Raw genomic sequence first — 13,880 nt, forward strand, 5'->3', positions numbered from 1 at the left:
GGGCCAGGAGCACCAGTGCGAGTACGGCGAGGGCGGGTACGGTCTGCACGAAGAGGATCTTGCGGGATGCCGTCGCGGCGCCGTACAGCCCGGCTACGGCGACGCAGGCCAGGAAGAAGACCCGTACTTGGAATCCGACCGGATCCGAGGCGAAAGCGCCCCACAGCAGTCCGGCTGCCAGGAATCCGTTGTACAGGCCCTGGTTGGCCGCCATCGCCTTGGTCGAGACCGCGAACTCCGCTGTCGTGCCGAAAGCGGCCCGGGCCCGGGGGCCGGTCCACAGGAACATCTCCAGAACCAGGATGTAGACGTGCAGAAGGGCGAGCGCGACAACCGCAACCGTGGCGATAACAGACATATCAGTCATGCTAGGTCACGCCGTGACCACATATCACTCACGCCGCGACCAGCGGATTTGCTGTGATGCAGGGCGGTCGCGCGGTGTCCGGCGGCGGCCCACGCCTTGGCCGTCCGGGGGTGGGTGGCGTTTGCCTGGCTGCGCGACACCGTCGCGGGCGGCGGCGTGGTCGCCCTGGCCGGCGCAGGCGACGGCTCCGCGGTCGGCGCGGGCGTCTGCTCTTCACCGGTGGACGGCGTGAGTGAGTTGGCCGATACCGCGCCGCCGAGAGCTCCCGGCGGCGCGGGGCGACTGCGACATTCCTTCCCCGCGTTTCAACATACGCGGCGGGGCCTGCGTATCCCTTGGTGAACGTCGTCTGCGGAGATGGGGAGCACCATGAAAGTCGGGCGCGGAACGGATGCGAGTGGTTGTGGCTGTGAGCGGTAGCCCGCTGCGATGGTTTCGCGGGCGGGCTGCAGGGAGCTGTCCGGAACCCGCCGGGCTGCGGACCGAACGCGAGGTGCAGGCCGCTTACGATCTCTACGGCGGTGAGCTCGTCGGGTTCGCGTTCAAAGCGCTGGACGACCGGCAGCTCGCCGAGGACGTGGTGCAGGAGACCTTCATCCGTGCCTGGAAGTCACCTCGCGGTTTTGATCCGGATCAGGGCAGTTTGCGTACATGGTTGTTCGCCATCGCCCGGAACGGCGTGGTGGACGCCATGCGGCGGCGCAGAGTCCGGGAGGGGCCAGGCATTTCGTCATGGGACGTGGTGTCCGAGTCGCCCTCGGCGTTCGACGCCGTTGACCGGCTTCTTGACCGGATTCAGCTCGGCGAGGCGTTGGAGCGGTTGAGCCCGCAGCACCGGGAGGCGGTGGTGGAGGTGTACTTCGGCGGTCGTACCTGCGCCGACCTGGGTGCGGAACTGGGCATTTCGGCGTCCACCATGCGCAGTCGGCTGTACTACGGCGTGCGGTCGTTGCGGCTTGTCCTGGAGGAGAACGGGTGGTTGGCACCATGAACAAGGACTGTTTCGATTTCCGCCCGCTCCTGACCGAGCATCTGCTGCTCGGGATGCCGCTGCCGGAGGAACTGTCCCGGCACCTCGGCCGGTGCCCGGACTGCACTCGCGAGGCTGCTGAGACTGATGACGTGGTCCGGACACTGCAGCGGATGAACCCGCTCGCGGACTTGGCCCACCCACGGGCGTCGGCCGTGCATGCACGGCCGTCGAGGGATCTCGGCGACCGGATTCGCCGGGACATGGCCGGAGCGAAGGCTGTCCGGACCGGTCGCGGCCGGCGGCTCGTACTGGGCGTTGCCGCTTCACTCGTCACGGCAGCCGCGGTGCTCATTCCCCTCAGCACGTCTGACCAGGGCCAAGCCCCCGGCACATCCGTTGCGCTGGTACGCCAAGGCCAGATGGTCGATCGGTCATGGGGCACCGAGGTCCCCGTGGCGCTGTCGGGCCTGGAGGCGGGGGAGACCTACCGCATGATGGCCGTCAACGCCGACGGCACGCGCCTTTCGGGCGGCACCGTACGGGCCGACAGCGGCGAACAGGTCTCCTTCCGGATGATGACGGCCATGGACAAGGACACCATCACCGCGCTGATCGTGGAGGACGAGGAAGGACACGTCGTGAGCCGCGTTCCCGTGCGGCCTTCTCCGGCCTGACGGCCGAAGCAAGAACCTCCTGAGGCCGGCCTCTCTGGCGGCCGGGCGATCCGTCACTCCCAATGAACACGCGGAGCCGGCCGCACCTGACGGCCGGCTCCGGGTGGTTCAGCGTCGACCGAGGGTGCGGGTCACTTCGAGGGCGCTCACGTCGACCTCCGCGACGGTCAGGTCCTCGTTGAGCACCCACGCGGTATGCGAATCGGCGCTGAAGCTGATTGCCTGACGGGGGCCTTTCAGGGCGCCCTTCGGGCCGCTCTTCACGGTACCCACCGGCTTGTTGGTCTCCGGGTCCACGGCGGTCAGCGTGTTGCCCTTCATGTTCCCCGAGAACAGGACCGACTCATCGGGGGAGAGCGCAGCACCGTAGGGCTTCTCACCCACGGGGACCTTCGTGATCGTCTCACCGGACGCGGTGTCGACGACGGAGATCGTGTTGCTCTTGCTGTTGGCCGCGTACAGGCGGGTGCCGTCACGGCTGAGGGACAGCCCCCGCACGTCGTCGAACCCGCCGATCTCCCGCCTCTCCAGATTCGCGCTCCTGAGGTCGACGGCCGTGATCCGGCCCCCTTCGAAGTTGGTGACGTACAGCTTGTCACCCGCGTACGAGAGCTTGATCCCCTGGCGCGGCTCGGCGAAGCCGGTGATGACCTTCGCCGGCCTGTTGTGGGCAAGGTCGACCACTGAGACGGTGTCCGCCGCCGCGTTGTTGGCGTAGAGCCACTTGCCGTCCCTGCTCTGCGCGGTGCCGAACACGCCGGCTCCGAGCGGCAGACGCTGCTGGACCTGGAAGGTGCGCATGGAGATCCGGTCCACGACCCCGCGTGCGCTGTCGGACACGGTGAAGCTCTTGCTGTCCGGGGCGAACAGGATGTTGCGCGGGCTGACGTACCCCTTGATCTCGACGATCTTCCGGCCGCTTCGCACGTCGATCACGACCAGGTGGTCGGAGTCGGAGTTCGCCGCCACGGCGAAGCGCTTGTCGGGACTGACCGCCAGGGTGTTGTTGGTGGCGTTGACAGTGGGGTCGCGGACCTCGCCGACGACACTCGTGTAGGCGCCGAAGGAGACCACGGTGGTGTGGAATCCCTTCGTCTTCTTCGGCGGGTCCGTGTGCGCCGAAGCCGCTGCGCCCGACAGGGCGAGGGCGCCGAGCACGGTGGTGGTGAGAATCATCCGGCGCGTATTTCTGAGGCTTTTCACCTGGAATGTCTCCTTGATCTGCGTATCCTCCGCCGCACACACACGGGCGGGCCCGTGCGCCACTGCGGTACCGGAACTCGTTCACGGAACGGTTTGCGTGCTCTTTCAGCGCCGCAACCGTTGTCATGAGGGGATACGCGGTCGCGTCCCGTGGTGTTGAAGGAGAAGTGGATCAAATGGGGGCCGGGGGGATCGGTCGATCACTCCGTCCTGGCCGGTACCAGGGGCATCACCCGGATGATCCAGGGCAGTTGACCGGTTCGCACGAGGTGCGGGTGGGCGGTCCGGTGACCCTCGCCCGTCGGCACGCCCCCTTCGGAGGCATGCCGACGGCGGGTTACGGCGTTGCCGCGAAGGCCTCCCGGTGGTCGCGTGCCCACTGCTCGAACGTGCCCGCCGACCGGCCGAGGATCTGCGGCACGTGTGCGGTGACGTAGGCCGCGCCACCGGTGCGCGCCCAGCCGATGCCGGTGGCCATCCCGGCCGGCAACCGGTCGGGCGCATTCATCTCGACGATCTTCACCGGCCGTTCCAGTACGTCTTCCAGGATCGCCGCCTGGTCCGCGAACGTCAGCAGCTGCGGCCCGGTCAGGTCGTACCGCTGCCCGTCGTGCGCCTCGCCGGTCAGGGCTGCGACGGCGACCGCGGCCACGTCCCTCGGGTCGACGACGGCCTGCTGGGAGTCGCCGGTCAGGTTCGGTACCGGCTCCCCGGCCTGGATCAGCGCCCGGTGCCACAAGAAGTTCGAGGCGAAGCTCGGCGGGCGAAGCATCGTCCACGCGAGCCCACTGGCCTCGATCGCTTCCTCCGCGGCGAGGTGCCACCCGCCGACGGTCGCCCCCTCGAACCGCTCGCCGCTGCCGATGGCGGACAGCTTGACGATCTTACGGACGCCCGCCGCCCGCGCGGCCGTCACCAGGGCGATGTCGTGGTCCGCGGTCGGCACGGGAGGCACGGAGACGAGGAAGACCGTGTCGACATCGGCCACCGCACGCGCCAGCGACGCCGGGTCGTCGAAGTCGGCCCGGACCCCGCCGGGCAGCTCGCGGCGGGACATCGCCCTGAACGGCACGCGCTGATCGGTGAGTAGACGGACGACGTGGCTACCGATGGTGCCGGTGGCACCGGTTACAAGAATCATGTCCCGACGATGACAGTGCGCTCCCGCCTCGGGATAGGAAGTTTCGGCACTATCGTGGGCCGCGTGAACTCACTCAACGTGCCGCCCGCCCTTGTGCGTTGGGTGACCGGAATCGATGTCGGCACGGCAGACGCTTCGGCGGCGGTCGATGTTCCTGATCACGCCACCACGCTTCTCCTGCGCACCGACAAGCGCGAGCTGGTCGTCATGGGCCCCCGTACCCAGGCCGCCTATCACGTCGCCGCGCCCGGCCACTCGTGCGTGCGGGTTCGCATGCGTCCGGGCCGGGCCCAGGCCCTGCTCGGACGTCCACTGCGTGATCTCGCCGACCGTGTCCTGCCGCTCCGCGAACTACCGGGCCTGGACATCGACCAGCTGGCCGCCGACCCGGCCGCCGCTCTCGCAGCAGCGCTGGCCGACCTTCCGGAGCCGTCGCAACGGCTCGAAGAGGCGGCGCGGCTCCTGGTCGCCACCACTGTCACCGCGACCGCGGCCCGGCTGCACCTCAGTGAGCGCCGCCTGCACGCCCTGTTCACGGAAGGCACCGGCCTGTCCCCCAAGCACTTCTCACGCATCGCACGCGTGCGCACCGTGCTCGCGGCCGACGCGGGCCGATGGTCGGACATCGCCGCGGCGGCCGGCTACTACGACCAGTCCCACATGACGGCCGAGTTCCGCCACTTCATGGGTGTCCCACCGGCCGCGTTCACCGCGGGACGACTCCCCGCCGCGACTCCGTGCACCGCCTGAGCGGTCCGTCGACCACCCCCACCACGACCTGAAGACCCACGTTCCGCCGGTAGGCCAAGGTGCTTTTCGCCACGCTCAGCCGGTCCACCACCCCGATGAGGCGCTGCTCGGCGGCGCTGGGGAGGTAGAGCAGCAGGCCCTCGGCCAGCCAGACGATCGACCGGGCCGGATCGAAGCCGGCGGCCTTCAGCGCCCCGGCCCAGTCGAGGCGCAGATCGGCCGCGACGGCCACCCGCCGTGCCCGTGGCACGGCGTCCAGCTCGTCGAGCACCCGGTGCTTGTACGTGAGGACGTCTTCCTCGTCGATCTCGAAGACCGTGCGCACAGGTCCGTGCGGCGCGCACGAAGTGCTCTGCGTACCGGTCGTTCGCTCGAAGGACGGAACCCTCCTGGTATGCGCAGTCCGCGGGCCGGCACGAAGGAGTCCCCCGTGCGCCCGCCTCGATCACAAGGGGGACGGCGGGGCGGGCGTACAGGGGTACGCAGTGAAATTCGCAATCTTCATCGAAGCGCTTCGCTGTCGCTTCTCCTGGAACGGAGTGGGCAACTTGCCGTTCAGGCACAGCCCTTCACGGTAGAAGTCTTTCCTCGCGCAAGATGCGCCCCTTAACTTACGTCTGCGAGTGAAGCGCTTCGAACGTCGTCGCAGTCTGGCTGTCCGGCCGCCGGACAGGTGCTGCCTCCCGAAACGCAGAACAGAGGAAGTCCCTTGCCGTACACCGTCCGTGCAGGCGCCCTGGAGCGCCGCACAGCCCAAGAGGTCCTCCGCGTCGAGCCGTGGGGGCCGCACGCGGTCCGGGTGCGCGCCGCTGCGGGGGCCGTCGGTCCCGCCGCCCCCGGCGCGCTGGAGAATCCCCCGCCCTCGCCGCCCGCCGAGGTGTCCGTGTCCGACGACGGCTCCGCCCGTCCGGTCAACGGCCGCCTCGCCGTGGAGGCGGCGGCGAGCGGCCGACTGCGGTTCCTGGACGCAGCGTCGGGCCGCGAGCTGCTCGCCGAGAAGGCCCCCTACCCGGCAGCTGAACGCCGACCACCAGATCAACGGCTTCTCGGGCCTCGGCATGGTGCGCAACGCCGGCGGCAGCTCGCCGGACGTCACGTACCGGACCTTCTACGACCGCGCTCTGCAGAGCGTCGCCGGCGACGTCTGGCAGAATCCGGGCACCTGGCGCCCCCAGGTCGTGGTGGTCAACCTCGGCACCAACGACTTCTCGGCCCTGGGCGCCGGTGAGGCGTGGACACCCGAAAGCCTCGCCGCCGCCTACCGCAGGGCCTACGGCGACTTCCTCCAGAAGCTGCGGACGCGCTACGGGAACGACACGACCCTCGTGGCCGTCGGCGCCGGTCCGTACGCCGAGCATGTCCAGCAGGTGGTCAAGGCGCGCAACGACGCCGGTGACGGCGGGGTCCGCCACTGGCTCCTCGACCACGCGGACCTGGACTTCCTCGGCTGTCACTGGCACTACTCGGCCCGGGACGACCGGATCATCTCCGACCGGCTCACCTCCTACCTCACCGGTCTGCCCCTCCGCTGGTAACCGCATCGGCCGCGTCGACAACAGCTCCTTCCTGTGCGGCATTTCGAACATCGATCGATATTTCATCGATCCTTGTGCATCTCATTGACGCCCCCGACCCGAGAATCTACGGTCCCGTTCGACGTCACGATCGCTATCCGAAATACCGAACGTGAAGGGTGGAACATGGGACGGCCCACGCGCAGAAACGTGCTCGCCGGAATCGGTGGGCTCGCCGTCGCAGGAACGTCCGCGGGCGGGGCCGCCGGGTGTGCCGCGCCGCAAGCCCTCGGTGCGCGAGCCGGGAGGACCAGGCTGCGCTACTGGCACCTCTTCGGCGGCGGGGACGGCATCAACATGCAGTCCCTGCTCGACGCCTTCCGGGCCGAGCACCCGAAGATCGGGCTGGAGGCCGCGACCCTGCAGTGGGGTGCCCCGTACTACACGAAGCTGGGGCTCGCGGGAGCCGGCGGACGGGCGCCCGAAGTGGCGGCGCTGCATCTCGCGCGGCTGGCCGGATTCGCGCCCGGGCGGCTGCTCGATCCGTTCGACCCGGAGCTGCTGGGGGAGTTCGGGGTGCGGGGCGAGGACTTCCCGCAGGGGATCTGGAAGCGTGGGCAGGTGGACGGCAGGCAGTACGCGGTGCCGCTCGACACCCACCCGATGGTGCTCTTCTTCAACACCGAGGTGTGCAAGAGGGCGGGGCTGCTCGGGGAGGGCGGGAAGCTCCGGCCCATGGAGGGGGCGGAGCAGTTCACGGCTGCGCTGCGGGCCGTGCGGAAGGTGACCGGGCAGCCCGGACTCGTCACCGAAACGCTCGGGGCCTCGGTCATCGGGCCCTGGCGGCTGTTCTCGACGCTGTACTCGCAGACCGGCGGGAGCGTGCTGTCGGCGGACGGGAGGACGATGGCACTCGACGACGCCAAAGCACTCACCGCCCTGGAGTACATGCACATGCTCGTGGCGGAAGGGCTGGCGGTGCGGCGGGTCGACTACCCAGGATCCGTGGGGGTGTTCAACAACGGGAAGACCGGGTTCTTCCTCAACGGTGAGTGGGAGATCAGCACCTTCCTCGCGACCGGGTTGCCGTTCTCCGTGACCCGGGTGCCGAACCTGTTCGGGCGGGCCACCGCGCAGGCCGACTGCCATGCGTTCGTACTGCCGCACCAGGAGGACCGCGGGGGCGAGAGCAACCGGGCCGCCCACGCCTTTGTCGCATGGATGCTCCGGCACAGCGTGGAGTGGGCGAAGGGCGGTCATGTGCCCGCCTTTCTGCCCACACTCAAGGAGCCCGACTACCTGAGGCTCACACCGCAGTCGGAGTACCGGTCGGTGGTCGACGACGTGGTCCTCGACGAACCCGCCTGGTTCGCCGGGTCGGCGTCGCCGATGTGGATCGAGCTGGGCGCCGTCTTCTCCGGGGTGCTGACCGGATCCCGTACACCCCGTAACGCACTCGCCGAGGCCAAGGCCCGGCTGCGGACCCTGCTCGACACTCCCAGCCCGTTCGGAGGTGCGCACTCATGACGCTCACCGACGAGGTGCCCGTCGCCGTGAGCACCCCGGCCACCGTCGTACCGCCCGCGCGCATGCGCCGTCACTGGTCCGAGCACGGCCTCGTCTTCATCGCGCCCTTCTTCCTCATGTACGGGCTCTTCCTCCTCTGGCCGCTGGTCTCCGGACTCGGCATGAGCGTGCGCAGCGAGAACATCGCGGGGACGGGCGCGGAGTTCGTGGGTCTCGACAACTACCTGGAGGCGATCCGGGACCCCGATGTGTGGGCGTCGCTCTGGAACACGGTGTGGTTCACCGTCCTGTCGACCCTGCCGCTGGTGGTGGCCGGGCTGGTGCTGGCGCTGCTCGCGCACCATCTGCGGTGCGTGCAGTGGTTGTGGCGGCTGAGCTGGTTCGCCCCGTTCCTGCTGCCCTCGGGGGTGGTGGGGCTGCTGTTCCTGTGGGTGATCTTCCCGTCGGACTTCGGCTTCGCCGACCAGGCGCTGGCCGCCGTCGGGCTCCACCCGGGCATCGGATGGCTGACCGACGAACGGTACGCGATGCTCTCCGTCGTCCTGACCACGCTCTGGTGGACGGTCGGCTTCAACTTCCTGCTCTATCTGGCGGGCCTGCAAGCGATCCCTCAACACCTTTACGAGGCAGCCTCGTTGGACGGCGCCGGGCCCCGGCAACGGCTGCGGCACATCACCCTTCCGATGCTCTCCCGCACCACCGGAGTGATCGTGGTCCTTCAGGTGCTGGCCTCGCTGAAGGTGTTCGACCAGATCTACATCATGACCGGCGGCGGCCCCGACGAGTCCACCCGGCCGATCCTCCAGTACGTGTACGACGCCGGGTTCACCGGCTACCGGATCGGCTACGCGTCCGCCGTCTCGTACCTCTTCTTCGCCCTGATCCTGATCGTCTCGCTGGTGCAGCTGCGGCTGTCCCGGCGCAACCGCGAGAGGAACTCCCGATGAGCGCAGCGGCGTGGGGGCACTCGGCCGGACGCAGGACCCGCTGGACTCCCTGGCGGATCGTCATGCTGGTGGTGGCGCTCGTTCTCGTCGTGGTGTGGGTGCTGCCGATCGCCTGGGCGGTCGCCACCTCCCTCAAGCCCGAGGGCGAGACGACGAAGACGCCACTGGCGTGGGTGGGGTCCACGGTCTCCTTCGACGCGTACCGCCAGGTGTTCGCGTCCGGCGACCTCGGCCGGTGGATGTTCAACTCCGCCTACATATCGGTCGTGACGACACTGCTGACCGTCGTGCTGTGCGCGATGGCCGCGTACGGGTTCGCGCGCACCGACTTCCGGGGCAAGAAGATCCTGTACGGTCTCGTCCTGGCCGGCATCATGGTGCCGCCTCAGGTCCTGATCGCCCCGCTCTTCGCGGAGATGGTCTCGCTGGGGCTCGTGGACACCTACTGGGGCGTGATCCTGCCCCAAGTGGCCGTACCCGCCATGGTGTTCATCCTGGTGAAGTTCTTCGACGGGGTGCCGCGCGAACTCGAAGAGGCCGCGTTCGTCGACGGTGCGGGACGGTGGAGGGTCTTCTGGACCCTCGTCATGCCGCTCTCCCGGCCGGTCCTGGCCGCCGTCGCGATCTTCACGTTCATCTCCACCTGGAACAACTTCCTCTGGCCGTTCCTGGTGACCACCGACCCCGGCGGCATGACGCTGCCCGTCGGCCTGGTCAGCGTCCAGTCCAGCTACGGCGTGCGGTACGCCCAGATGATGGCGGCCGTCGTCATCGCGGGCCTGCCCCTGCTCGTCGTCTTCGCCCTCTTCCAGCGCCAGATCGTGCGCGGCATCGCCCACACGGGTCTGGCCGGGCAGTAGCCGGGGGCCGGTGTGTTGTCCGCGGACAACAAACCGGCCCTTCCTCCTTGATACACAGCCCACTTGAAAGGCACCTCCATGTCGCGCCCCGCCCGCTTCACCCTCGATCCCGCCTTCACCGTCGCCACCGTGGACCCCCGCCTCTTCGGCTCCTTCGTCGAACACCTCGGCCGCTGCGTCTACACCGGCATCTACGAACCCGGCCACCCCACCGCCGACGAGGCCGGACTCCGTGAGGACGTCCTCGGCCTCGTCCGCGAGCTCGGCGTCACCACCATCCGCTACCCCGGCGGCAACTTCGTCTCCGGCCACAAGTGGGAGGACGGCGTCGGCCCCGTCGACGCGCGCCCCCGCCGTCTCGACCTCGCCTGGCGCTCCACCGAGACCAACCGCTTCGGCCTCGGCGAGTACATCGACTTCCTCCGCAAGGTCGGCCCGCAGGCCGAGCCCATGATGGCCGTGAACCTCGGCACCCGCGGCGTCGCCGAAGCACTCGAACTCCAGGAGTACGCCAACCACCCCGCCGGAACGGAACTCTCCGACCGCCGCATCGCCCACGGCGACAAGCACCCCTTCGGCATCCGCCTGTGGTGTCTCGGCAACGAGTTGGACGGCCCCTGGCAGACCGGCCACAAGACCGCCGAGGAGTACGGCCGCCTCGCCGCCGAAACGGCCCGCGCCATGCGGCAGATCGATCCCGCCGTCGAGCTCGTGGCGTGCGGGAGTTCGGGCCGGGGAATGGACACCTTCGCCGAGTGGGAAGCGACCGTCCTCACCGAGACGTACGACCTCGTCGACCGCATCTCCCTGCACGCCTACTACGAGGAGGTCGAGGGCGACCGCGACTCCTTCCTCGCCTCCGCCGTCGACATGGAGACCTTCATCGAGGCCGTCGTCGCCACCTGCGACCACATCGGCGCCCGCCTGAAGTCGTCGAAGAAGATCAACCTCTCCTTCGACGAGTGGAACGTCTGGTACCAGCGCCGCTTCGCCGAGGAGTCCGCCGCCGTCCCCCTCGACTGGCCCGAGGCGCCCCGCCTGCTCGAAGACAGCTACTCCGTCACCGACGCCGTCGTCTGCGGTTCGCTCCTCATCGCGCTGCTCCGGCACGCCGACCGGGTGAGGGTCGCCTGCCTCGCCCAACTGGTCAACGTCATCGCCCCGATCATGACCGAGCCGGGCGGCCCCGCCTGGCGGCAGACCACCTTCTTCCCGTTCGCCCAGGCCGCCCGCCACGGGCACGGACAGGTCCTCGACGTACGGCCCGCCTCGCCCACGTATGCGACGAAGAGCTACGGAGAGGTGCCGCTGCTGCACGCGACGGCGGTACGCGCGGAGGACGGGACGGTCACCGTCTTCGCGGTGAACCGCAGCCAGAGCGACCCCCTGCCGCTGGAAGTAGCCCTGCACGCAATGGAGTTGAGCGAGGTCGTCGAGCACAGTGCCCTCGCGGACGCGGACCCGGACGCGCGCAACACCCTCGCCGACCCCGAGCGCGTCGGTCCGCACCCCGCCACCGGCACCCTCCTCGCGGACGGCGTGCTGAGCGCGGTGCTGGAACCGCTGTCCTGGAACGTCATCCGACTGGCCTGAGCCGAAGGGCTTTCGGTATGTCAGCGGTGCGGGCGGAAGTCGCCCCGGACCGTGGCCTTCTGCCCGCCTTGCGCCGTCGTGGTCACCGAGTAGCGGTCGCCGCCCACGTCGCGGTTGCCCTTGACGTGCTGGTACTGCCCGGCAGCCATGTGCACGCCCGGCCCTACGGTACGGCCGGGCTTCAGCGTCCAGCGGTAGACGAGGTAGACCGGCTCCGCCGGGCCGCTCTGCTCCTCCCGTACCTCGACGGTGAAGTCGTCGAGGGAAAGCGAGATCCAGGCTCCCGTGTTCGTGACGCCCTCGGTCTTGGCGATGCGGAGCTCGACGGTGAGCGCGGTGAGGGTCTCGCCGTTGTCGAAGGTGATGTTGCTCTGTGCCCAGAATTCGTGGCTGTGCGGGTCGACCGCACCCTCGCCCCAGAGGCGGCCGTCCCGGACGCGGTTGCCGCCGGGCGCGGGCGGAGAAGCGGGCGCGGTCGGCGGCCGGGTGCCCACGGGCGGTGGTGCCACCGCGGTCCCGGAGGAGTGGCCGGGGCTGCGCTCGGGGGGACGGGGCGGCTTCTTCGGGGTCGGGTGCGACGGGTCCGGGCTGGTGGGCGGGCTGGTGGGCGCGGTGCGGGTGGGCGTGGGGTCCGGGGTGGTGGACGTATGTACGCGCCAGTCCTCGTGCAGCATGCCTGCCACCGCGTACCCACCGGCGGCCAGGACCGCCGCCACCGCGACGGTGGCCCCTGCGACGCGGGGCCAGGAAGCGGCGCGGCCAGGACCGCGCACCCCTGTGGACCGGACGGGCGGCTTCCGCACGCCCCGGTCGCGGCCGGCCGGCCGTCCGTCCTCCGCCATGCCGCGCTCGACGCGGGCGAGGATGCGGGCGCGGTCGGGACGGTGCGAGGCGGCGGCCCGGTGCAGTTCGGCGCGCAGCCGTTCGTCCCGGGGCTGCTCGTCGCGCTGCCGGGCGTCCCGAGGCTGCTCGTCGCGCTGCCGGGCGTCGCCTTCGACGGGATGTCCCTTGTCCACGCCGTGCTCGTCCTCGTCCATGGCGGCTACTTCTTCCTTCCGGCCAGTACCGCCACGGCCCGGTTGCCGTCGCTGTCGCCGAGCAGTTGCTCCAGTTGCGCCATCCCCTTGGAGGTCTGGCTCTTCACCGTACCTACGGACACACCGAGGGCGAGGGCGGTGTCCCGTTCGGAAAGGTCGAAGGCATGGCGCAGCACGACGCAGGCGCGCTTGCGGAACGACAGCCGGCGCAGGGCCTCCTGCACGTCGACGACGCCCGGAACATCCGGGGCGTCCACCGACTCGGAGCGATGTGCCCAGAAGAGCGCGACCCTGCGCCGCTCCCGTACGGCACTGCGGATGCGTCCGCGTACGAGATTGGCGAGGACGCCGCGCGCGTAGGCGGCCGGGTGATCGGCGGCACGGACCCGGTCCCAGCGGTGCCACACGGCGAGCAGCGCATCGGCCGCGAGGTCGTCGGCGGCATCCGCCTCGCCCGTCAACAGGTGTGCGAGTCGGGCCAGTTCGGCGTAGTGGCGCTCGAAGAACTCGTGGAACTCCGTGGCGGCGTCACCGTCCGATGTCACCACGGACTGCCTCTCTCTGCCACGTAAGCGCATGACGAATGTGCGGATGTGCGGGTGCGAAGGGCTTTTTCGGCCCTGGAGCAGGGTACGCGAACGCCGCGGGTGTTTCGCTCACCCTCCGAGAACCGGGGCCGGCAGCCCTTGTCCGGCGTCCGGCACGACCAGGCGCACCTGGCCGCCGTCCCGGAGGGCGCCCCAGACGCATCCGTCGGCATTTACGGTGACACCGTCCGAGCCCCAGCCGATTCCGTTGCTCACAGTTACGAAAGGGAAGATTTCCGTAGTCGCAACGGTACTGGGGGAGGTGGCGGTTTCCCGTGCCTTGAATGTGCTCAACGCGCCACTCCTCGGTGACCGAGCCGCAGCGACAGGTCCGCGGCGCCCTTGGTGGCCAACTCGGCGAGTTCCAGCTCCCGTTGTTCGCTCCACCGGCTCATCGGCACTGACACCGACAGTGCGGCGACGACCTGCCCCGTGTGGTCGCGGACGGGGGCGGCGACGCAGCTGACGTCGGGGTTGGACTCACGGTACTCGACGGCGACCCCCCGGACCCGGATGCCGGAGAGGGCGGCGCGCAGGGTGTCCGGGTCGGTGACGCTGTGCGGGGTCATGCCGACGAGTTCGCGGCCGTCGATGCGGGCGTGGAGCTCGTCTTCCGGGAGGGAGGCGAGCAGCATCTTGCCGACGGAGGTGCAGTGCGCGGGGAGTTTGCGGCCGGCGGCGGAGACCATGCGGACGGCGTGGGTGGA

At 69.7% G+C, this 13,880-nt stretch carries 15 protein-coding genes; 8 read left to right on the forward strand and 7 right to left on the reverse strand.

Annotated features, from left to right (window positions below):
• The coding region (locus ACWGIG_RS28215; RefSeq protein ID WP_453324497.1) for a DUF1304 domain-containing protein at positions 1-358 on the reverse strand (358 nt) is incomplete at its 3' end.
• A 502-nt stretch (positions 359-860) separates the two neighbouring features.
• On the opposite strand from ACWGIG_RS28215, the gene ACWGIG_RS28220 reads away from it, so the two are divergent.
• Together ACWGIG_RS28220 and ACWGIG_RS28225 are read left to right on the forward strand one after the other, a co-directional pair.
• On the forward strand, positions 861-1,358 hold the full coding sequence (locus ACWGIG_RS28220) for a sigma-70 family RNA polymerase sigma factor (RefSeq protein WP_453324498.1): 498 nt from the start codon (positions 861-863) through the stop codon (positions 1,356-1,358).
• Positions 1,343-2,014: a hypothetical protein gene (locus ACWGIG_RS28225; RefSeq protein WP_453324499.1), complete on the forward strand. Its 672-nt coding sequence runs from the start codon at positions 1,343-1,345 to the stop codon at positions 2,012-2,014. Before ACWGIG_RS28220 ends, ACWGIG_RS28225 begins: the two co-directional genes overlap by 16 nt.
• Before the next feature lie 108 nt (positions 2,015-2,122).
• Here the strand turns inward: ACWGIG_RS28225 and ACWGIG_RS28230 are convergent, their stop codons facing one another.
• Together ACWGIG_RS28230 and ACWGIG_RS28235 are read right to left on the reverse strand one after the other, a co-directional pair.
• Positions 2,123-3,190 (reverse strand): YncE family protein, encoded by a 1,068-nt coding sequence (locus ACWGIG_RS28230; RefSeq protein WP_453324500.1) that lies wholly within the window; start codon positions 3,188-3,190, stop codon positions 2,123-2,125.
• A gap of 364 nt (positions 3,191-3,554) precedes the next feature.
• Complete coding sequence (locus tag ACWGIG_RS28235; protein WP_453324501.1) at positions 3,555-4,358, reverse strand: NAD(P)H-binding protein; 804 nt, start codon at positions 4,356-4,358, stop codon at positions 3,555-3,557.
• Between the two features lie 63 nt (positions 4,359-4,421).
• Between ACWGIG_RS28235 and ACWGIG_RS28240 the strand changes: the two genes are divergently transcribed.
• Positions 4,422-5,108: a helix-turn-helix domain-containing protein gene (locus ACWGIG_RS28240; protein WP_453324502.1), complete on the forward strand. Its 687-nt coding sequence runs from the start codon at positions 4,422-4,424 to the stop codon at positions 5,106-5,108.
• On the opposite strand, the gene ACWGIG_RS28245 is transcribed toward ACWGIG_RS28240, so the two are convergent.
• On the reverse strand, positions 5,065-5,433 hold the full coding sequence (locus ACWGIG_RS28245; protein ID WP_453324503.1) for an SAM-dependent methyltransferase: 369 nt from the start codon (positions 5,431-5,433) through the stop codon (positions 5,065-5,067). The two genes, ACWGIG_RS28240 and ACWGIG_RS28245, sit on opposite strands and share 44 nt — an antisense overlap.
• Before the next feature lie 733 nt (positions 5,434-6,166).
• Between ACWGIG_RS28245 and ACWGIG_RS28250 the strand changes: the two genes are divergently transcribed.
• The 5 genes from ACWGIG_RS28250 to arfA all read left to right on the forward strand — a co-directional run bounded on the left by ACWGIG_RS28250 (position 6,167) and on the right by arfA (position 11,549).
• The gene (locus ACWGIG_RS28250) at positions 6,167-6,643 is read left to right on the forward strand and encodes a hypothetical protein (RefSeq protein WP_453324504.1); all 477 of its coding nucleotides are present in this window, start codon (positions 6,167-6,169) and stop codon (positions 6,641-6,643) included.
• 165 nt (positions 6,644-6,808) lie between these two features.
• A complete protein-coding gene (locus ACWGIG_RS28255; protein ID WP_453324505.1) occupies positions 6,809-8,149 on the forward strand; it encodes an extracellular solute-binding protein in 1,341 nt (446 codons plus the stop codon).
• Complete coding sequence (locus ACWGIG_RS28260; RefSeq protein ID WP_453324506.1) at positions 8,146-9,096, forward strand: carbohydrate ABC transporter permease; 951 nt, start codon at positions 8,146-8,148, stop codon at positions 9,094-9,096. The genes ACWGIG_RS28255 and ACWGIG_RS28260 overlap by 4 nt, the downstream gene beginning before the upstream one ends.
• The gene (locus tag ACWGIG_RS28265) at positions 9,093-9,956 is read left to right on the forward strand and encodes a carbohydrate ABC transporter permease (RefSeq protein ID WP_453324507.1); all 864 of its coding nucleotides are present in this window, start codon (positions 9,093-9,095) and stop codon (positions 9,954-9,956) included. Before ACWGIG_RS28260 ends, ACWGIG_RS28265 begins: the two co-directional genes overlap by 4 nt.
• Before the next feature lie 78 nt (positions 9,957-10,034).
• Positions 10,035-11,549: an arabinosylfuranosidase ArfA gene (gene arfA / locus ACWGIG_RS28270; protein ID WP_453324511.1), complete on the forward strand. Its 1,515-nt coding sequence runs from the start codon at positions 10,035-10,037 to the stop codon at positions 11,547-11,549.
• 20 nt (positions 11,550-11,569) lie between these two features.
• On the opposite strand, the gene ACWGIG_RS28275 is transcribed toward arfA, so the two are convergent.
• The 3 genes from ACWGIG_RS28275 to ACWGIG_RS28285 all read right to left on the reverse strand — a co-directional run.
• Positions 11,570-12,586, reverse strand: a complete 1,017-nt coding sequence (locus ACWGIG_RS28275) for a hypothetical protein (RefSeq protein ID WP_453324508.1) — start codon at positions 12,584-12,586, stop codon at positions 11,570-11,572.
• Between the two features lie 5 nt (positions 12,587-12,591).
• Positions 12,592-13,134, reverse strand: a complete 543-nt coding sequence (locus ACWGIG_RS28280) for a SigE family RNA polymerase sigma factor (RefSeq protein ID WP_453324509.1) — start codon at positions 13,132-13,134, stop codon at positions 12,592-12,594.
• A 329-nt stretch (positions 13,135-13,463) separates the two neighbouring features.
• A partial coding sequence (locus tag ACWGIG_RS28285; protein WP_453324510.1) for an IclR family transcriptional regulator occupies positions 13,464-13,880 on the reverse strand: 417 nt, incomplete at its 5' end.

The sequence above is a fragment of the Streptomyces sp. NPDC054863 genome (assembly GCF_053610825.1).